Consider the following 21,056-nt stretch of genomic DNA (forward strand, 5'->3'; position numbering starts at 1 on the left):
TTACATATTATGCATTTTTGTGTCAATGATTTCGATTCTCTTTTTGTGTAATTACATATATAATAATCAGGAATTCTTACATAAAAAACCTCCAGCTTCATGGATAGGAGCTGGAGGTTAAGTAAGCGAGAAAATGACAATCCGAAAACACAATTTGTATATCAAATTATAATACCTATTTGCTTATAGATAGGATTAAATGCTAGGCATGTCTTAATTTCTGATTCACGCGTTCTGCAAATAGCAGCATGAGCAGAATGTAAGCGAGAACAACGAAAGGGAACCATCCTACATGTACATAAGCAGCAATCAATCCGAATAAAGGCGGCAAAATAGTAATACCTACATACGCCATAGCCAGCTGATAACCCATTAGCCGGGCAGCATTCTTTTCTCCAAAACGGGCAGGTGTCTCATGCAGCAGTCCGGGGAAGATTGGGGCAAATCCGATACCAATCAGAATCAGACCGCTCATTAATAGAACCGGCGGTAGCGGCATAAGCAGCAGAATTCCACCTGCAACGGCAGTCAGCTGCCCAATCAGGATTAGCTTGCGGTTGCTCATACGCAGTGTCAGGAAGCCTGTGATTAGTCGTCCCAGTGTAATACCGGCAAAATACAACGACACCCAGCCTGCAGCCATTTCGGGAGTCACTCCCCGCGCTCCAACAAAGAAGCTGGCTCCCCATAACCCTACTGTTGCCTCTGCCCCGCAGTAGAACAGAAATGTCAGCAGTGTAAAATTAACGCCAGGGATTCGCAATAAATTCATTTTGGTGGCAGGCGCATCGGACGAAGGATCGTTATCCGATGTTGAATCTGTTGTATGTAACTCGGAAGTAGATTGAGTTTGCTTCTCACGCTGCTTGGCTTCCTGCTGAATCGAGGCTACTTTTTTCCAGAGCGGCAGTGTGAACAGCAGGATAACAACAAGCACCATCTGTATAATGGCTACGGCCTGATAACCGCCTCTCCATGAGCTTTCCGTCCCCATATAGTAGGCCATAATAATGGGTCCTGTAGTGGCTCCTACACCCCAAAAGCAGTGCAGCCAGCTCATATGATGGGCTTTATAGTTGGAGGCTACATAATGATTCAACCCGGAATCGACCGCACCGGCACCAATTCCGAGCGGAATCGCGAGTACTGCCAGCCAGGTCAGCGACGGAACAAAAGCAAAACCGAGCAGCGCTCCGGCAGTCAGGCAGCAGCTGATCAGGGTGACCAGTCCGGTGCCCAGCTTGTTCAGCAGGGTACCACTGGCCAGACTGGACAGGATAGTACCTACCGATGCGATAAGCGATAATGTACCGGCTGCTCCAAAGGGCGCCCGAATATCCAGATGCATGACCGGCCAGGCTGCTCCCAGCATGGAATCGGGAATTCCCAGGCTGATAAAGGATAAATAGATGACAATCAGAAACAGTGTAGCCATAGGTGCAATAACCTCCATCTTTGGAATATCTGCTGATTCAGCATCTATCATATCATCAGAGCAGAACTTTTTAAAACATTTATTAAAAGTAATTTCATTTCATCGCATCTATGGTCTGATACCTGCTGTCAGGATACGCTGAATCGCGCCTTCGATAGTCAGCTGCTCACGTATACCCGTGCTGCGCTCCACGTATTCTACTTCGCCTGCAGCAGCTCCTTTGCCTATAATAAGGCGTATTGGGATGCCGATCAGATCGGAATCTTTGAACTTGACGCCGGCTCGTTCTTCCCGATCATCCAGAAGTACGTCATGATGAGCCTGGATCAGTCTCTCATACAGCTGGAGAGCTACACTCATCTGCTGCTCATCCTTGGTAGAGATCGGAATCAGATGAACCTGATAAGGAGCTATAGCACCAGGCCAGCATATCCCCTGCTCATCATGATGCTGCTCTACGATCGCAGCGACCAGTCTGGATACACCAATGCCATAGCAGCCCATTTGTATAAATTGATCCTGACCGGATGAATCCGTATAAGTAGCATTCATCGCAGCGCTGTATTTATCTCCCAGCTGAAACACATGCCCTACTTCGATCCCACGCTGAAAACAAATATGTCCTTCCTGACAGCGCGGACAACTGTCCCCCGCACGAACATTGCGGAAATCGCCGATATGCAGGAGGTTAAGGTCGCGCTGCACATTGATATGACGATAATGATAGTCTTCTTCATTGCCTCCAGCGATAGCATCCTGCAGCGAGAGGATGGAATAATCAGCCAGCCAGGTCAAATCGTTAGCTGCAAGACCATAAGGCCCGGCAAATCCAACCGGAGCGCTTGTTAGACGTTGAATCGTGTCTGCATCAGCCAGAATCAATTCATCCACCTGCAGATAATTCTGGACTTTGATTGCATTAATCTCTTCATCGCCACGAATCAACACAGCAATCGGCTGCTGATCCGCCAGGAAAATGACTGTTTTGATGATGTGATCTGCTGTAATTGATAATGCCTGGGTCAGCTCAGTGATCGTTCGCAGACCTGGAGTGTGGAACTTCTCAGGATGCAAGCCATTCCCGACTTCAGTTGTCTTTGTAATCAAATGGGACACATGGATTGGAGTGATCTCTTCTTCCCCAGCAGCTTCATACGATAAAACTGTTGGGGTTGTATAATCGGTATCGGACCCTGCAGCCGATGGGATTACCGCAGATTCTGCCTTTTCCAGATTAGCAGCATAATCACAATGGGTACAGACAGCAATCGTATCTTCTCCAGCCTCGGTCATGACCATAAACTCATGTGTATTGCCCTCTCCTCCGATCGATCCTGCATCTGCTTCCACAGCGCGGAAGTCCAGCCCGCAGCGTTGTAAAATACGATGATAGGCATCATACATCATTTTGTAGGACTGCTGCATAGTGACTTCATCCATGTCAAAAGAATAGGCATCTTTCATCAGAAATTCTCTTCCTCGAAGCAGACCGGATCGTGGACGGCGCTCATCCCTGAACTTGGTCTGAATCTGATACAGGATAACCGGCAGCTGACGATAGGAACCGATCTCGCTACGAATCAGGTCGGTTATTACTTCTTCATGCGTCGGCCCGAGCACAAAATCCCGCTGGTGCCGATCTTGAAGACGGAGCAGTTCCCGACCATACCGATCATAACGGCCGGATTCCTGCCACAGTTCGGCAGGCTGTATCGCTGGCAATAGGACTTCCTGGGCACCACTCTGATCCATCTCTTCGCGGATCAGCTGCTCCAACTTGCGCAGCACGATGCGTCCAAGTGGCAGATACGTATAAATACCTGCTGCAAGCTGGCGAATATAGCCTGCCCGCAGTAATAAGCGGTGGCTTGCTGCTTCTGCATCTCCAGGTGATTCACGCAGCGTGACGGCTAACAGTTGACTCTGCTTCATAGCTGAATTCCTCCCTAATAATGTATGGAAAAGCAAAAAGACACATCCGTCAGGGACGAATGTGTCGTGGTACCACCCTAATTTCGATTATTAATCAGCAGCATGGTTCTGCAGCAAGCGGAATACATACGATACGTCTGCGATTACATAATCCTTCAGCCGTTAACGGAGGCATCCGGCAATAATAATACAGTTCAGAGATAGCATTCTCTGCTGCATATTGCAGCTCACAGGATAGGGGCAGGATTCAGTCGCAGCGGGAAACCTTGCAGCCGGTGGATTTCCTCTCTGTACAGCGATGGAAGAACCAAGGGGTCCTGATCATAGCTATTGACGATTAGCAAGATGGAATATAGTGCATTCCATATTTACTAAAATAAGTTAATATAGAGATTACTCGATCAGCTGCGAACCTGTCAAGAGTGCTTCACCTGGTTTGGATTTACCGGCATACGATTCCATCAGCTCAATTTTTTGTTCCTGGAGATCAATCTGCCGGGCCAATTCTTGCTGGCCTGCTGTGGAATCTTCTGCCGACTTTCTAAGCATGTCCAGTTCTTGCTGCAGCCGTTTGGCTTCCTGGTTGAGTATACGAATCTGCTCTTCATGTTGAATCTGCTGATGCATGGGAAGCAGGATCAATTCATATACAGCTGCTCCCTCCCGTTCCCGTATTCTCGCATTGATCAGAAATGGAACTTCGGTACCGTCCCCTGACTTGATTGCTAACTGAAGAGCTTCAATATTGGTATTCAGACGAATTCTTGGGATAAAATACATCTGGTAGAAAATACGACTGGCCCGGGTAAGAATCGATTCAAAATGACAGCCATAAAGTCCGTTCTGATTATAACCCAGCAGCTCCAGCAGCGTTTCATTTGCAGCTGTAATAAGATGGCCAGAAGATAATGACATATAGCCGCAAAACACTGGGTCCAATCGTTTATTCATCAGCCTGACATCTCCATTCCCGTAACTGATTGAGTCAGATATTCCTCAATTAGAGAAATCGTCTCATCCGGATGGCTCATATGGGGACAATGTCCCGTCGCTTCCATTAGCTGAAAGATGCTGTGCGGGATCTGCTGATGCATATAAGCCCCTACTTCCAGAGGAGCAATATAGTCCTGATCACATTGTAAAATAAGTGAAGGTGCTGTCACATGTCGAAGTTCGGAACGATAATCCGACATAAAGGTAATCTCGGCAAATTGTTGTATAATGACCGGATCGGACAAGCAAAAACTCTCATGCAATTCAGCAGTCAGCTCCGGCTGATCCGGATTTCCCATAGCGATTGGCGCGAGAAAGCTTGCCCAACCCAAATGGTTTTGCTGCATTAATGAGAGGAGTTCTTCAATATCCTTCTGTTCAAAACCGCCTATGTAATCAGGTAAATCATTGATATATCGCGGTGAAGGCGCAATCAGGATCAGATTTTTGAAATAACCCGGCCTCGATAGTGAAGCGAGCAGACCGATCATCCCGCTGACCGAATGACCAATGAATATTGGACTTTCCAGCTGAAGCTCATCACAAATCTGGAGCATATCCTTCGCATAACCGGTAAGCCGATTATGATGGTCGGCATCGTATGCCTGAAGATCAGATTTTCCGGAGCCTATATGATCAAATAAGATAATCTTGTAATTTTGTTCAAATGCAGGGGCAACAAATCGCCACATACTTTGATCGCATCCAAAACCATGAGCAAAAACGATGGGCTGACTTCCTTTCCCTGTAACTCTTACATTATTTCGACTCAGGATGGTAGACATATCAAGCTCCTTTCTTGAAGCTGCCATATAGACTATAGACTTCAGTATATCTTAAATATCAAATATATTGCATAAAATTTTAATTAATATAGTAGATTGAGGATTCTATACCCATCTGGATTTGTAATGATAAAGCTGGTGCAATCGGGTAATTATAGCAAAACAGAGGATCGGCTGTCTGCCTTTTACTGACCCATCACGCACAAATAGGGACAACAGCTTCATGAGCTGCTGTCCCTATTTATTATTGATCAGCGAAGCAGATTGGTCTTGGCCAGATCAATCAGTTCATCGCCACGTCCGTTCATAATGGCTCTCGCCATCCAGAGGGAGAATCCTTTGGCTTGCTGCAAGGTAATGGTTGGTGGCATGGACAGTTCCTGACGATTGACCACTACATCGATCAGGGTAGGACCATCATGTGCCAGCGCACGCTGCACTGCATCTTCCAGATCTTCTGGATCTTCGACACGAATACCAAGAATACCAAGCGCGTTTGCTACCGCTGCAAAATCGGTCTGATGCAGATCTGTACCGGTTTCCAGGTAACCTCCCGCTTTCATTTCCAATTCTACAAAGCTCAGTGCACTGTTATTGAAAACAACGACATTTACGGGCAGATTATGCTGCTTGAGTGTAATCAGATCGCCCATCAGCATGCTGAGACCTCCATCACCCGAGAGTGAAATGATCTGGCGTCCCCGCTCTGCTGCCTGCAGTCCGATCGCCTGTGGCAGTGCATTAGCCATCGTACCATGGTTAAAGGAACCAATCAGTCGGCGTTGTTCACTCATTTCCAGATAACGAGCTGCCCAGACGGTAGGTGTGCCCACATCACAAGTGAAGATAGCATCTTCTGCAGCGGCATCACTGACCACTTTGGCCAGATACTGGGGATGCATTCCTTTGCGTCCGGTACGTCCTTTGACTGCCATCTCGTCGAGTTCTTCACGTACTTTGGCATAACGGTCCGCAGATTTGCGTAAATGACCGGAATCATGCTCCGTGGTCAGACGCGGTAGAATCTGCTGTACAGTGGATTTGACATCTCCACATAGGCCGAGTGTGATATTGGTTCGTCTGCCCAGACGGGAAGGATCAATATCCAGCTGGATAATCGTTGCATCTTCCGGATAGAACTGCCGATAGGGGAAATCGGTTCCGAGCATTAACAGCAGATCGCAATCCATCATCGCATGATAACCCGAGGAATAACCGATCAGTCCGGTCAGTCCGGCAAAATAGGGATTGTTATACTCCAGATGTTCCTTCCCGCGCAGGGCAATAACCATTGGAGATTGAAGCTTCTCACACAGCTCCATCAGCTCGGCATGAGCGCCTTTGCAGCCTGCACCACAAAGCAGAGTGATTTTTTTGCCCTCATTCAGATACTGGGCTAGTGTCTGCAGTTCTTCTTCCGAAGGCAATACGACCGGCTTGGCTGCATGGTAGACCTGCTCAGGAATAGGATGAGTCGATTCATCCAGACTGGCAATATCCCCTGGAAGAACAACAACAGATACGGTAGAACCCGCAATAGCTGTCTGAACCGCCATGGTCAGTGTACGTGGCATCTGCTTCTCGGTCATAATGACTTCACAGAAATCACTGCACTCCTGAAAAATAAGCTCGGGATGCGTAGCCTGAAAATAACCACTGCCGATCTCGTCACTCGGGATATGAGCTGCAATCGCCAGTACCGGCACCCGGTTACGATAACAATCATACAATCCGTTAATCAAATGAAGATTACCCGGCCCGCTGCTGCCTGCGCAGACTGCGATCGTACCGTTCAACTCGGCGTCGGCGCCCGCCGCAAACGCAGCTACTTCTTCATGCCGAACATGAATCCATTCAATTTTACCGGAGCGCCGTACAGCATCAATAATCGCATTCAGCGAATCGCCTGTAATACCAAAAATGCGCTTTACCCCGGCTTTCACTAGCGTCTCTACAACGGAATCTGCAATTGTCTTTTTCAAAATCTCTACCTCCCGTATCCACTGGCTCGTATTTTACAACAATTCTCTACAAATTTTGCGTACTTCTCTCTGTCTCTTTACCCCTATTCTCCTTGCACTTAACAACCGACCAATAAATTAATCATCTTATTTATTATGTAACTATAATTATATAATTCATCTTTCTTCGCTGCGCATAAAAGGTATATCGTTTCTTGTACCTGTCGTGCTGTATGTATAAGAAAAACGCCTGGACATCATCCAGGCGTTTGGCATACAACATCAATCTGTATAATAGATCGTCTGCGGCTCAATCAGACGATTAATAACGCATCCATACATCTTCGTATTGGGAATGACGCTTGAATTGGGCCAGTGCATAGGAACATGTTGGCAGAATTTTTTTGTTCTCTGCTCTAGCCGCTTGAACGACCTGATCCAGTAATCCTTGAGCAATTTTGCCGCCCCGGTACTCTGGATTTACATAGGTATGGTTCAGCGTCCATGTATCACTTTCCGGTCCGGGAATATAAGTGATTTCTCCAACGATTTCTTCTCCTTTTTTCAGGAAAAAAGCAGTGCCTTCCTTGATCAACTGTCCACCTTCAATTAGTTCTGCTCCCGGATTCTCATACGCTGGCGTAATCGCGGTAGCTTGCGGTGGCTGCATGACAGGAAGTTGACTGTCCGAAGACGTCATAGTTCCAGATGCGCCAAGGCGGTTACTCCCTTGCTTTGTCTGATCTTCATCTGCTGCAAATCCGCCGCCGGGTGTATTGAATTCTTCTTTAACAATCGTCACGCTCTGCTTCACATCCTGTGTTGCCGAAGACAGATTATTACGGGTATCCTGTACCGCCGTTTTGCTGTTCTGGATTCCACTTTTGAGCTGATCAGTGGATGCTTTAGCTTCTTGGGAAGTTTCTTTGGCATGCTCCATAGTATGCTGCAAATTTTGCTTGGCTTCATCAACGTCGCTTTTCACATCATTGAGTGTAGCCTTTATTCCATCCATCGCCTGTTTGGCTTCGTTAATACTATCTTTAATGCCTTTTAATTCTTTGATTGGATTTTTCATTATTTATTCCTCCATTCCTTGCTGCATGCCATTCATCCGGCATAGAACAGCTGTCTATTGGGATGGATGAGTATGTACTGCTCTACCTCATCCTCTTTTGTTATATAGTTATTACCCAATCTGTAGAGCTTTTCTCTTGCGTCCGCATTTTTACTTTCTTTTTACATAGATGATCTTTTTATTTGGTGGATGTAAACGGGAGAAGGTATATAAATACAGGATAAAAAGGATAGTTTGAGCCGTCTTTTCAACGTTTTATAACGAAATAACTAAGAAAAAGAAGGAAAAAGCTGGAATTCAGAGCATACATGATATATTTTATCCTCATGCGATTTTACACTCTCTTAATCAATTTTATAGCGTTTTCATTTTTGGGACATCGGGAGTATGATGTAGTCATCACCAACAAGCAACAACAAACAACGCTTCAACATCAAGCATTAACGGCGTTGTTAGGTGATTCCCTCCAATTCTTTTTTATCGGGAAAGGAGAGATCGTCCAATGGAATAGGTTAGCGAAGCATACTGGTTCAACTGCAGAACAATCTGGCATACGTGAAAATGCCCATGATCGCAGATTGCAGGTATGCGGGACATCAATCTAGCACATTGACGAAAGCAAGAAGGAAGAAGCTTTTTCAAGCAAGCATTAACTACTTGCGGGAAAGGAGCAGGATTCCGTTGGAAAAAGGTAGCGAAGCATACTAGCACAATTTCACGCTAGGAAAGCGTAGTGACAGCGTTTTTCGTGGATATTGGAGTATGCGGGAAGCAATCGGCGGTACAGAGTCAAATTACGACAGAAAGTAGGCTCGGAATGAACTGTTTTCAAGCAAGAATGACCAATACTTGCTAAGAAGGGAGCAGGATTCCAATGCAATAGCGTAAGCGAAGCATATTATAATCGGCTGCACACTGGAAGGTGTACGTGAAAACATCTTTCGCAGTTCGTGGGTATGTGGGGACTCATGGAGATTGATCTACAACGGATTTATGTATGAAGCAGTAAATTCAAGGAAATGAAGAAAGCTGTACCTGCATTAAAGAAATGATTGCAAGCGTATGAAATGGATTCGAGATTCAATGGTATGATGCAAAGCAAGAAATTTTAAAACGTTTTAAGCTTTTAAATGTTCAGTAAAGGCTAAGGATTTAAATTTTTAAAATGCTTTAAATCTCTACTGTTAAGCTTTAAATCTTTATCTGCTAAAATGAATAATTTGTAGAACGAATGAAAGTATGTTCTTCATTTTGAATATGATGAAAGGCTGTGAACAAAGGAAAATGCTATTTTCGAACAATGTTGAATTGACTTGTTAGGAAGGGAGCAGGATTCCAATGAAACAGGTTAGCGAAGCATACTAGATCGGTCTCACGCGGGAAAAGCGTCAGTGAAAACGTTTTTCGTGATATCGTGGTATGTGGGAACTCATCCCATATGCAAGGACATGGATGATTCATTGTAAATGTGCGGATGAACCTTCTTCACCGTAAATCAGGTGAAAACCCATGAACCGTCTATTGAGCCCGTCGAAAAGGGAAATAACGGACATGCGAAGCTTTTCGGATAAAGCTTCCCCAAAATGAAATCGATGAACAATCGCTAAACGGTTGTCTGCGACTGCAGAGCTTGGACAATCGGCAGCATGGATCGGTGCAAGTCTATACCATGTCAAGCATGTGGATTGTTGTATAGGAGGATAGGTTACAATTGAATATTGCTACTAACGATTAAACCCCCACAGCCTTGTTAATTCAAGTATGTGGGGGATTTATATTTGTATACATAATTACAGATGAAATGTATATCAAAGACCTGGACAGCAGTTGCCCAGATCTTTGGTATCATCAAATTTATACACCGAGTACTTTGTTAATAGCAATTTCTACACGGTCTTTTTGAAATGGCTTCACGATAAAGTCTTTGGCACCGGCTTGAATAGCATCTACGATCATTGCCTGTTGGCCCATTGCGGAGCACATAATAATTTTGGCACCAGGGTCCGAACTACGAATAGAACGCACAGCTTCAATTCCATCCATTTCCGGCATGGTGATATCCATCGTCACCAGATCGGGCTTGTTAGCTTCATACGCTTTGACTGCTTCCAGTCCATTCCCCGCTTCTGCTACAATATCATGTCCCAGCCCAGCCAGCATATCCTTTAGCATCATTCTCATAAATGCAGCGTCATCCACTACCATAATTTTAGCCATTTGTTTATTCCTCCAATAATTATCATTCATTTAGACATCCATTTGATATACCTGTCTGAGTCGTGCAGCAGCCTGGCGAATCGCTTCCTGTGTCCGATCCAGTTGACTCATTGTGACAAAGCCATGAATCATGCCATCATAACAGAGATATTCGACTTCTACGCCTTCTTCTTGCAGCCTGCGGGCATATTCGGCACCACTATCCCGCAGTGGATCATATTCTGCTGTAATGATCATCGCTGGCGGTAATCCATTAAGGTCACTGCTCAGCACGGGTGAAGCATAAGGATGATTTTCATCATCCGGCTGTTCAAAATAACATTTGCGAAACCAATTCATCATATCAGCTGTCAGCAGATAGCCCTGACTGTTTTCCCGATAGGAACGGGTATCTGCCCCATTTCCTGTCGAAGGATAAAACAGCAGTTGATAACAGACAGAAGGTCCGCTTTTATCCCGGGCAATTATACAGGCAACGGCTGCCAGGTTCCCACCGGCACTATCTCCGCCTACTGCAATTTGCTCCGCATCAATACCATACTCTCCCGCATGTTCTGCAATATAATGCAGAGAGTCATATGCATCCCATACAGCTGCCGGAAAAGGATGTTCCGGAGCCAGTCGGTAATCGACAGAGATGACGACACATTCCGCTTCACGAGCAAGCTTCCTGCATAATTCATCATGGGAATCCAGACTTCCCAACACCCAGCCTCCTCCATGGTAAAAAACAAGGGCAGGATGAATTTTAGCATCTGTCGGTGTATACAGGCGAACCGGAATCTGCCGGTCCTCTAGAGGAATAGTCCGATCCTCTACCCGGTATATATCGGTTTGGGAAGCGATTTGTTGTAGAGCTGAATTTTGTTCCATGGCACGAATCATTTTTGGATCGATAGAATCGAGAGCAGGCATCTGATACTGGTTATACATATTCAGAAAATCTTTGACTTGTGGATCAAGTGGCATAAGCTTCTCCTCTCCCTTTGATAATAAGATTTATGTGGATTCTATACGGTCGATTCCCCATTTTTGCCGAATGGCACGAGCAATCTCGGCCAGACAATCTTCTGCCTGTGGATAATACCCGAGTTTATCTACAAACGCATGATCTACCCCTTGATAGTGGAGCAGAGTGGTTTGGATACCAGCGCGGGCCAACTTGGCTGCCATCGCTTCTCCTTCGTGATTCAGATAGTCAAATTCAGCCGTAACGATCATTGTCTCCGGCATCTGGCTTATATCTTCCAGCAGCAGTGGAGAGACAAGAGGATCTGTTTTCTTCGCTCGCTGCTGCAGATACAGATCATATACTTTACCGCCGAGAAAGGCGTATCCCTGAATCGCTCCTACTGTCAGTTCACGATGTGTATGCTGACGCTTGTCTTCTGTCCCGTGATCGTTAAGTTTCCACTGGAAATCCTCCGCGGTTACGCTTGCCGGATTCAATGGTGGGTAGAGCAACGCCTGAAATCCGATAAATGAAGTTCCCTGCTGTCTATCCAGTACTGAGCATCCGATCGCCAGGTTTCCTCCGGCACTGCTGCCGACCACAGCAATTTGTTCGGGATTGATGCCTATAGTATCTGCCTGACTATATGCCCACTGAACGGTATCCAGACTATCGGTTAATCCCGCCGGAAATGGATACTCGGGAGCAAGCCGATAATCGACTGCAATCACGACAGCATGTGCCATCTCTGCCAGCGCTTTGCAAATATGCTGGGACTCATCAAGACCTCCTGCGATAAAGGCTCCGCTATGCAGATAGACAATAGCCGGGAGGGATACTCCTGTATGGGGACGATAAATTCGAAGAGCTATATCACCATTTCGCCCCTCGATTGTCTCTCCGATAATTCGGATATCTCCACGTATAATATCAAGACTGGAACGCACCATGGCTGTTCGTATATCTTCAATAGGAAAAGCTGCAATTTCCTCTGCTGACATCTCCGGTTGACCGAATTCGCCGGACTCTTTTGCTGCTTCCGAGCCTTCCTCCGGCAGTAGCAGAGTCAGATCCTGAGCATGCTGCTCCACCGTATCCCTTACTCGGGGATCCAGTGCTCCCGGAATGTCCGAGTCTGGCACAGATTTGATTATTTTCGTCAGATTGCCTGTCTTCTCGCTATGATGGCTCATACGAAGTGTTGCCATTAGCTGCTGGTAGTGCTGGCCAATTTCCATAGTTGATCTCTCCTTATTCACCAAATGATCCTTTTATAAAAAAGGCAGACATTCTCTACTTGCCATAGAGTTATGCCTGCCTCGTATCAATCATAAGTACTTACATATGGTATTACTTCATCTTCTCGATGTAGTCACTCACGCGTTCTACTACTTCATCAATGGACATGCCTTCAATGCTTACAACCGGGAAATCATACAGATCCGTGTCTCCATCATTCTGAACACGGATTACGCCCAGGTCATAACCGGTCAGCTCTTGATCACTCTCCACCAGATCGACCTGATGTCCCTTTTCTTCCAGTGCTTCCTTTACATCATCAAACGGTTTTTCGACGGCGATTTTAGCCATAATGATAACCTCCCAAGATTCGATATGATTGGTGCGCTCTTTCTTTGCTTCCCCAACTTTGGCGATAATGAAACGAATGCAGGAACTTGATAGTCGATATGAATGCTTTTATGTATGCGTAGCATACGATGTGATGCCGCTAATTAAAGTACGTGCAACAGCGGATTAGAGGACTTGCATCATACTATTAGCAATAGGATTTCATATTATTCGATTTGGGCAGTCACTCTTATATTGGCTTCCATATGATACTAAAGTTTATTACTCACCGAATCTTCCCCTCTATCCAATATAAATTGGGCTTTTATCGATAATTAGTTTACATATATATTATTATGTAAACAATAAGAATTATTATTTATCATTTATCATTTATCATTTATCATTTATCATTTATCGCATTACATTATGATTATTGAAGCTAAGAAAGCTGAACGACAGTCAAAAACCGTACCCCTGATTTGGAAGTACGGTTTTGTAGAATAATGTAGACTATGTTGGCAAATTTATTTATTACCGGCTTTACGTGAAGCGTAGAACTCAGCAGCTTTTTGCAGCATTTGCTGGAGCGAGCTGAATTGCGTATTCTGGCTCAGTTGATTATCCATTTTCTCTTTGGGCACCAGCATTACCTGAGTAGCCGAATCATTATTGGAGCCAAGCCCCATCTTTTGCAGCATTTCACCTACTGATTTAAAGGATGTATACTTTTGCATAAATTCGGGAGTGAGCAGCTTCTCCAGGGGAAGTTTCTGAATAATCTTGTCCAGAGGCAGTTTGTTCAGCAGATCGATGATTCCGCTGCCACCTGACCCCTGACTTCCTTTGGTTTTTGTATCCAACAGTCCTTTTAGATTGTGCAAATTGAATCCCATTATAATTCCTCCTTTAGAGTAATATTTATATGTTAAAAAAAGTAATATCGAAATAAATACATTTAAGTTTACATAATTATTATTATGTAATTATATTGCGAATTTTCCTTTTAGATAAATTCCAGTATATTCTCCCAGGAATTAAGATAATCCAATTCTTGTTCGATCTGCTGTTGTTCAGCCTCTACAGCTTCAGCAGTACAGCAATAATGCTGAAGGCAAGATTCAGTGATTGGCTCTGCTGACTGCATCAGGGATAACGACTCCATATAAAAATAGTACTTAGCCGTCTGTGTGATCGTGAACGTATTACCGTGTTCCTCATTATCCATACATTTCATCCTGACCCTCTCCTTGTAATACAGGAATTATCTATCTGCTATCATGTTATTACAATTCGCTGCTCTACAAATCAGCTTGAAGGATGAATTGTTTTCGGCGTTTCCTCCGCCTAGAGGTTGACTCTTCAGAAGACAAACATAACAAAAAGCGCAATCTCCCTATTTTTAGGTTCGGAGATTGCACTTTTAGGCTTATATGCGATTACTGAGAAGTACCGGTTAACTGGTTCAACAGTCGCTGAATGATAGCGGCGCTCTCGGCACGAGTAAGATTTTTGGTCGGTTGAAATTGTCCTTTGGCATTGCCATTCAGCAGTCCCGAAGCGCTCAGATGATCAATCGCCGGTCTCGCCCAGACTGCTGCTTTCGCGGTATCGACAGGAGGACTACTGGAGACAGTAACGTTCGCTGCTCCTATGTAATCCAATGCGCGCTCTATCATGACAGCCATCTCCTGCCGCGTTATTGTAGCATTCGGACGAAAACGTCCGCTGGCATCGCCCTGGATCAGGCCCTCATGAGCAGCAGTACGCACGCTATCTTCATACCATGCCGAATTATCGATATCACGGAATGAGGTACTACCGTTCTCTACACCAGACAGACCCAGTGCTCTTACCAGAAGAGCAGCCATCTCGGCCCGAGTAACAGCAGCATCCGGACGGAAAGAACCCTGTACCGTTCCTGTAATTACCCGCTGATCTGCCAGTCGGCTAATATCTGCCTGTGCCCAATGGCCGGATACATCATTCAATTGAACCGCTGAATTTAGAACAGCATACGTACTGTTACTGCGGCTAAATAGGGTGACTGCTCCGTCCTTGGTATTGAAAGGTACCGAAGTATAGATAGTACGGCCGTTAGTATCTGTGTCTACCCGTACAACAGCAATCCGGTCGGCAGGCACCAGACCATCCACTTGCAGGGTGCGCCGGATATAACGATCCATCTGCTGGATCGGTTGTTTATTCTCATTGTTATCCAGCGTATACAGATTGTATTGTACAGCGCTGCGTACTTGATAACCGCTGCCTTCTGCTTGCTGCATAGCGGCCGGGTCTGCTGACATCTCCAATACCAGACGCTTGGAAACGCTATTGGAAGCTTGCAGCCAGTTGACCGGTATATCATAACTGCCTATCGGCGTTGTGACCGTAATTTGCTTAATACGACCCTGTTCGGTTAACAGCTGCTGCGCTTCAGGTTGCCATTGCAAACGATAGGTATCGGTAGCTTGTGTGGACTGCAGCCGGACATTCAGTGTCTGTGCTTCTCCTGATTGGGTGAGCATGGCTGCGGTGGCATCTGCGCTTAGTCCAGCTACAGCTACTGCATCCTCTCCGTCTGTACTTTTAACAACTGGAAGTGACCAGCTGGATACAGTACCATCTGTTGATGCACCCGCTGCAATTGGCATGGAATCGACTGCAGCTGGCGGAGTTGGAGTTACCGGCGGCGTACTGCCACCCGCTCCTGAATTTCCATTATTGCCTGAACTGGTGCCATTTCCAGGGATGCGACCCGGATGATCTTTGTCATCGTCCTTGTCGTTATTGGAACGGTTGGAGAAGTCAATCCGTGCCAGCAGCGGATCATGGTCACTTACTCGTCCATCGGCTTCCATGAAATCAGCATTGAGATGTACGATGTCCAGCTGTGCCCGAGCTGCCAGACCACCAGTCATCAGAATATGATCCAGTGTCTGAGAGTTACCCTCATATACATAGGAATATCGTTCATTTTCCGGCAATGTATCTACCAGATTGGTTAGTACGTTCCCTTTGAGAATCTGCAGGGTATTGGAGAATTGATAATCATTAAAGTCGCCGACCAGCACGATATTCGCGCTGCTGTTCTGCGCGAGCGTATCCTGAATGAAACGGCTGAGCAGCGTAGCCTGCTTGGCGCGCTGTACTTCACTGATTCGCTGAGGCGGCTGTGCAGCACCATATAGCGGCTGATCGCCTCCTTTGGAATTGAAGTGATTGGCTACTACAATAACCTGCCGTCCATGGAAGATGAACTGGGCGGCCAGCGATTTGCGGGAATTGGCAAATGCTTCATTGCCCGGCTCTATCCTTCCCGGATTGTGGGTAAGTCCTTGCGGACCGTAGGTGACTGCCGTGACCGAATCTCCGGTTCCTCCAGCAGCCTCTGCCAGGGTTACACGAGCGGGATTGTACAGGAAGCCGACACGGATATTGCCGCCGGGTGCTCCGCCGTCCTCATTATTTTGTGGAGCAATACTCGTATACCGATATTCCGGACCGCCAGCTGCGCGAATCTCGCGAATCAGCGCGTTGAAGCTAGTCTGGGCATCGGCAGTTCCATCATCTTTCTCTCCGTTATTATCCTGAACTTCCATCAGCCCGATAATATCCGGCGTATGCAGATTCTGAACGACATTCTGTGCAATTCGCCGGGTCTTCTCCTGATTAGCGGGATCATCCCAGAAGTTCTCCACGTTAAACGAGGCAATGGTTAGCTGCTCGGTACCGTTATGCAGTGCTGATACTTCACGTTTTAGTCCACCGCTGATGATAGAAGGCAATCCTTTTTCCGGCAGAATTTTGAAATTACTATAGCTGTAGCTCATGATTCCATAGAGAGGACCTTCGAACCGGTCGCCTGTCTTCACCGGCTGCTTGGGCTTCTCCCCGATCAGCAGACGATTTGGATTAAACTGATTATTGGCGATTACAAGGCCCCCTGCAGGAGTTACATTGAGGCCAGGCTGCATATCCACCGCAACTGGAATCTCATACGTATAGGGTCCGATAATACTGGCATTATTCAATTGAACGCGCATACCCTCCAGACTCTCGTACAGATCTATACTGTAAGATGCAGGGTCAAAGGAAGCCAACCCCTGTGCAGAAGCAATCTGTCCCGGAATAATGCGGCCGCCCTGCCCGATAATGGTAGGCTGCGGTAGCGGCTGATTCTCGGCGAGACGATTGATCGAGAAAGCAGCGATCTCAGTAGTCGTCAGATCACTGGCATCGCTGTAGCCGGTCTCCTTGTACTCCTTCACCACTCCATCTACACTGACCCGATCGCCTACTTTCATGCCATGAGCGGATTTGTATACCATAACGGCTTCGGAAGTACGATCATCCTGATCAGCCAGTGCATCTTCGGTCTGCATATAAAAGGTGGTTTTTCCTTTGACCATGGTAACGATTCCCTCTACCTCGCGTACTTCACGTCCTTCATAGGGAGAACGCTGGGATGCGCCCTGAATATCATGAATCGATAGTTTGATCGGTGGCTCGACTACCGGCGGAACTGCACCTGCAATATCCTCGACAGACCGTGGAATCAGCTGGATGCTGTCATTATACCGGGACATTACTCCTGTAACCGAGTCATAGGATTCTCCGGCAGTCAGCCATGGACTTTTACTATATACAGTAAAGTTGCCACTGCTGTCCTGGAGTGTATAGTTATTACTGTTTTTACCGGTTACGGTAACTTTATTAATCCGGACAAGCTGTCCTTCATAGGGAGTATCTGCTGTAAAGTCTGCGGCTGTAATCGTACGTGCAGACACAGTCTGAGGCGTCTGTTCCCGGATGTAGGTATCTGCTGCACTCGCTTCAATCTGCAGCAGCTTGCGGTATTCGCTCAGCTTACCGGTTGTCTCAATCTCCTGTCCCGGTTCGCCAGGCAGATTCTGTCCGCGGATCACGATGCCGGCGCTTCCATCCTGAATGTATAGATTACTGTAATTACTTCCTGTGTCTTCTCTGTATGTAATCCATCCTCGGGCTGTTACCCTGCTGCCTGTATTTTGCTGCCGAATCTCTGATAACGCATATGTATTTGCACTGACAGAGACTGAATGAGCTGCCTCCTCTACAGATATTGAGGCTTTCTGCAGAGCAGGAGCAACCTCTGTCTGCAACTGTTCTGCGTAGATGCTACTTGTTATTGTTCCTGCGGGAGCGATAGCCGATGCTACCATAATGGCGGCTGCACTCAGACTGACTTTTTTCTTCCACTGCTTCATATGTATGATCCTCCAGTTCGGTAGTCAAAATCTTGATCGCTCCTAACATATCATACCAACGTAAAAATAAAAGCATTTCTCTGTAAAAATCATATATCTTCTCAAATACCTTGATTATTCCAGTCTTCAGATACAAAAGTTCCTTATGATGAGAAATAGGCATTTATTGTTTTTAAAGTGAATATGTAGTACATTGTTAACGGTAGCTGTCCACTTATAGAGGTGAACCATATTTTTGTGAATCATACTAAGTTCATGACACCGAGAATAAGACAGCTCACCTTATTCTATGGATCTGGAGGGATTATATTGATAAAATGGTCTGTCACCCGCAAATGGAGTATGCTCGGCATGATTGCCACCCTAAGTCTGGTATTGTTCGCTCTGCCAGCATCAGCTGCCTGGAATGATACATACAAAGGCTATGCGACTTATACCGGTTCCGGTTATTCAGGCGGAGCTGTGCTGCTTGATCCGATTCCTGCCAATATGGAAATTACTGCACTCAATCCTGCACAAATGAATTATGGCGGTGTCAAAGCAGCACTTGCCGGTGCCTATCTGGAAGTACAAGGTCCCAAAGGGAAAACGGTCGTCTATGTTACTGATCTGTATCCGGATGGTGCCAGCGGTGCACTAGATCTGTCTCCCAACGCTTTTGCCAAAATCGGAGAAGTAAGCAAAGGTAAAGTAGATATTCAGTGGAAAGTGGTCAAAGCGCCGATCAGCGGCAACTTCAGCTATCGCATTAAGGAAGGCAGTTCACGCTGGTGGGCAGCTATTCAGGTCAGAAACCATAAATACCCGGTTATGAAGCTGGAAGTGCAAAAAAATGGCAGCTGGGTAAGCCTGCCGAAGATGGATTACAATCATTTTGTCGGTGAACAACTGGGAAACAAGACGCTTCAGGTACGTATTACCGATATCCGCGGTAAAGTAGTAACAGATACCATTCCTGCACTTCCGGAAAGCGGTACTTCCAATGCTTATATTGTAGCTGGTCATACCCAGTTCCCTAATTAATATCGATTGTCATTACAAAATAGATCGACTAGGTATAAAAGAAATATTCCGGAGTTCTTCGGTACACAGTAAGGCGGCTGCCTCTATAAAGAGACAGCCGCCTTTTACAATTCTGTGTTTTTTTATAAATTAGATAATAAATTCAATGCGAAAAGCAAGTGATTTCTGGAATCATGAAATTACTGTCCGCCTTTGCGGGCGGCATAGAATTCGGCTGCTTTTTGCAGCATCTGCTGCAAGGAACCAAACTGCGTATTCTGGCTCACCTGGCTATCGACCTGGTCGGTAGGCAGCTCTTTCACTTTCTCTGGTGAGTCAGTATTTGAGCCCAACCCTGTCTTTTGCAACAGCTCGCCTATCGATTGAAACGGTGTATGTTTTTGCATAAATTCCGGAGTCAGCAGTTTGTCGAGCGGAAGCTTCTGGATAATCTGGTCCAGTGGAAGCTTGCTGATCATGTCCATGATTCCACCCGATGAACCATTATTGTTACCGTCTCCTTTATTGTTAAGCAGACCTTTCAAATTATCAAGATTAAAACCCATAATCTATTCCTCCCTATCTCATCTCGTTGCTATAGTATTGCTGCTCTGTTACAGGAACAAAAGCAGTCGTTCTTACTTCTTACCCGTAATTCAGGCAACTGATAGCCCAGGATGATAGGAACTATATGTGTTACTGTTCATGGCTGACTATGAATCCCATTGCTTTTGCAGCCTGACGCAAAGTCATGTCGGCTACCATCGAAGCTTGCTCTGCTCCGCGTCGCAGTATCTGATCCAGCTCACTGCTGCCGATAATTTCCGAGAAACGCTGCTGAATGGGTACCAGCTTCGCTACAACCACTTCAGTCAATTCCTTTTTGAATACACCGTATCCCTGCCCTATGTAGCGTTGTTCAATCTCTTCTACCCGTTCACCCGAGAAGACAGCATAGATCTCGATCAGATTACTGATTGCCGGCTTTTGTTCCCAGTCGTAGCGTACCATTCCTTCTGAATCGGTAACTGCGCGGGATAGTTTTTTGCGGATACTTTCGGGTGAATCCTGCAACAGAATATAGCTATTTGGGTTGGGATTGCTTTTACTCATTTTGCGAGAAGGATCATCCAGACTCATAATACGGCTGCCGATCTCGGTAATAATAGGTTCAGGCAGAGTAAATGTATGCCCATATCGGTTGTTGAACCGCTGAGCCAAGTCGCGGGTTAGCTCCAGATGCTGCTTCTGATCATCTCCGACAGGTACATGGGTCGCTTGATATAACAGGATATCAGCTGCCATAAGCGCTGGATAGGTAAATAACGCAGAACTGACGCTATCCTGGCTGTCTGTCTTTTCTTTGAATTGGGTCATTCTGCCGAGTTCACCATAGTGTGCCTGCGTCTCCATCAACCATCCCATCTGGGCATGAGCACTTACCTGGGATTGCAGGAAAATAGGTGACTTATCATAATCAATACCGGCAGCGATGTAATAAGCCGCGATCTCCCTGGATCGTTCGTGCAGTTCACGCGGATCCTGATATACCGTAACAGCATGCAGATCGGGTATAAAGAAATAGCTCTCGTATTCATGCTGATACTTTACAAACTGACTCAGCGCTCCTCCATAACCTCCAATATTCAAATCACCGCTGGGCTTGATGCCTGACAAAATCCGTTTCATTTCTATTCCTCCTTCATGGATATTATCCGTCTTCTGTAACAAGCGCTCGGAACGCCAAAAAGCACTTCATCCCTATCAATAAGGGACGAAGTGCTTAGTTCTCCGCGGTACCACCCGAATACGGCCATATGGCCGCTCTCTATCCTGTCACAACGACTAACAGGTCTCCCCGAGATAACGGAGGGATGCCGTCA

At 46.1% G+C, this 21,056-nt stretch carries 16 protein-coding genes and 1 other annotated feature (1 of these 17 only partly in view); of the genes, 1 reads left to right on the forward strand and 15 read right to left on the reverse strand.

The window, feature by feature from the left end; translation table 11 throughout:
- Window positions 1-202: 202 nt before the first annotated feature.
- The 13 genes from WH46_RS08525 to WH46_RS23345 all read right to left on the reverse strand — a co-directional run bounded on the left by WH46_RS08525 (window position 203) and on the right by WH46_RS23345 (window position 18,171).
- Window positions 203-1,435 (reverse strand): MFS transporter, encoded by a 1,233-nt coding sequence (locus WH46_RS08525; RefSeq protein ID WP_046226407.1) that lies wholly within the window; start codon window positions 1,433-1,435, stop codon window positions 203-205.
- 108 nt (window positions 1,436-1,543) lie between these two features.
- Window positions 1,544-3,367 (reverse strand): proline--tRNA ligase, encoded by a 1,824-nt coding sequence (locus WH46_RS08530; RefSeq protein ID WP_046226408.1) that lies wholly within the window; start codon window positions 3,365-3,367, stop codon window positions 1,544-1,546.
- 393 nt (window positions 3,368-3,760) lie between these two features.
- On the reverse strand, window positions 3,761-4,318 hold the full coding sequence (locus WH46_RS08535; protein ID WP_046226409.1) for a nitrogen regulation protein NR(II): 558 nt from the start codon (window positions 4,316-4,318) through the stop codon (window positions 3,761-3,763).
- Window positions 4,318-5,145 (reverse strand): alpha/beta fold hydrolase, encoded by an 828-nt coding sequence (locus WH46_RS08540; RefSeq protein ID WP_046226410.1) that lies wholly within the window; start codon window positions 5,143-5,145, stop codon window positions 4,318-4,320. The genes WH46_RS08535 and WH46_RS08540 overlap by 1 nt, the downstream gene beginning before the upstream one ends.
- 251 nt (window positions 5,146-5,396) lie before the next feature.
- Window positions 5,397-7,127, reverse strand: coding sequence for a ubiquinone-dependent pyruvate dehydrogenase (poxB, locus tag WH46_RS08545; RefSeq protein ID WP_046226411.1), 1,731 nt, complete (start codon window positions 7,125-7,127; stop codon window positions 5,397-5,399).
- Window positions 7,128-7,428: 301 nt separating this feature from the next.
- Window positions 7,429-8,184 carry a GNAT family N-acetyltransferase gene (locus WH46_RS24375; RefSeq protein WP_052714166.1) on the reverse strand — a complete coding sequence of 252 codons (756 nt, stop codon included), beginning with the start codon at window positions 8,182-8,184 and terminating at the stop codon, window positions 7,429-7,431.
- A 1,854-nt stretch (window positions 8,185-10,038) separates the two neighbouring features.
- Window positions 10,039-10,401 (reverse strand): response regulator, encoded by a 363-nt coding sequence (locus WH46_RS08560; protein WP_017815074.1) that lies wholly within the window; start codon window positions 10,399-10,401, stop codon window positions 10,039-10,041.
- Window positions 10,402-10,431: 30 nt separating this feature from the next.
- Window positions 10,432-11,370 (reverse strand): alpha/beta hydrolase, encoded by a 939-nt coding sequence (locus tag WH46_RS08565; RefSeq protein WP_046226413.1) that lies wholly within the window; start codon window positions 11,368-11,370, stop codon window positions 10,432-10,434.
- Between the two features lie 30 nt (window positions 11,371-11,400).
- The gene (locus WH46_RS08570) at window positions 11,401-12,591 is read right to left on the reverse strand and encodes an alpha/beta hydrolase (RefSeq protein ID WP_052714167.1); all 1,191 of its coding nucleotides are present in this window, start codon (window positions 12,589-12,591) and stop codon (window positions 11,401-11,403) included.
- Between the two features lie 112 nt (window positions 12,592-12,703).
- A complete protein-coding gene (locus WH46_RS08575; protein WP_017815076.1) occupies window positions 12,704-12,943 on the reverse strand; it encodes a YkuS family protein in 240 nt (79 codons plus the stop codon).
- A 506-nt stretch (window positions 12,944-13,449) separates the two neighbouring features.
- On the reverse strand, window positions 13,450-13,818 hold the full coding sequence (locus WH46_RS08580) for a hypothetical protein (protein ID WP_046226414.1): 369 nt from the start codon (window positions 13,816-13,818) through the stop codon (window positions 13,450-13,452).
- Between the two features lie 110 nt (window positions 13,819-13,928).
- Window positions 13,929-14,159, reverse strand: a complete 231-nt coding sequence (locus WH46_RS08585) for a hypothetical protein (protein WP_046226415.1) — start codon at window positions 14,157-14,159, stop codon at window positions 13,929-13,931.
- Window positions 14,160-14,361: 202 nt separating this feature from the next.
- The gene (locus WH46_RS23345; protein WP_052714168.1) at window positions 14,362-18,171 is read right to left on the reverse strand and encodes an S-layer homology domain-containing protein; all 3,810 of its coding nucleotides are present in this window, start codon (window positions 18,169-18,171) and stop codon (window positions 14,362-14,364) included.
- 342 nt (window positions 18,172-18,513) lie between these two features.
- Between WH46_RS23345 and WH46_RS08595 the strand changes: the two genes are divergently transcribed.
- Window positions 18,514-19,194, forward strand: a complete 681-nt coding sequence (locus WH46_RS08595; RefSeq protein WP_046227162.1) for an expansin ExlX — start codon at window positions 18,514-18,516, stop codon at window positions 19,192-19,194.
- A 179-nt stretch (window positions 19,195-19,373) separates the two neighbouring features.
- Here the strand turns inward: WH46_RS08595 and WH46_RS08600 are convergent, their stop codons facing one another.
- Together WH46_RS08600 and trpS are read right to left on the reverse strand one after the other, a co-directional pair.
- Entirely contained in the window at window positions 19,374-19,739 is a 366-nt protein-coding gene (locus tag WH46_RS08600) for a hypothetical protein (RefSeq protein WP_017815081.1), read from the reverse strand.
- A gap of 130 nt (window positions 19,740-19,869) precedes the next feature.
- The gene (gene trpS / locus WH46_RS08605; RefSeq protein WP_046226416.1) at window positions 19,870-20,862 is read right to left on the reverse strand and encodes a tryptophan--tRNA ligase; all 993 of its coding nucleotides are present in this window, start codon (window positions 20,860-20,862) and stop codon (window positions 19,870-19,872) included.
- Window positions 20,863-20,940: 78 nt separating this feature from the next.
- Window positions 20,941-21,056 (reverse strand) — a binding site (T-box leader) (it continues 141 nt past the right edge of the window).

The sequence above is a fragment of the Paenibacillus dauci genome (assembly GCF_000971985.1).
GTDB classification, from domain to species: Bacteria; Bacillota; Bacilli; order Paenibacillales; family Paenibacillaceae; genus Saccharibacillus; species Saccharibacillus dauci.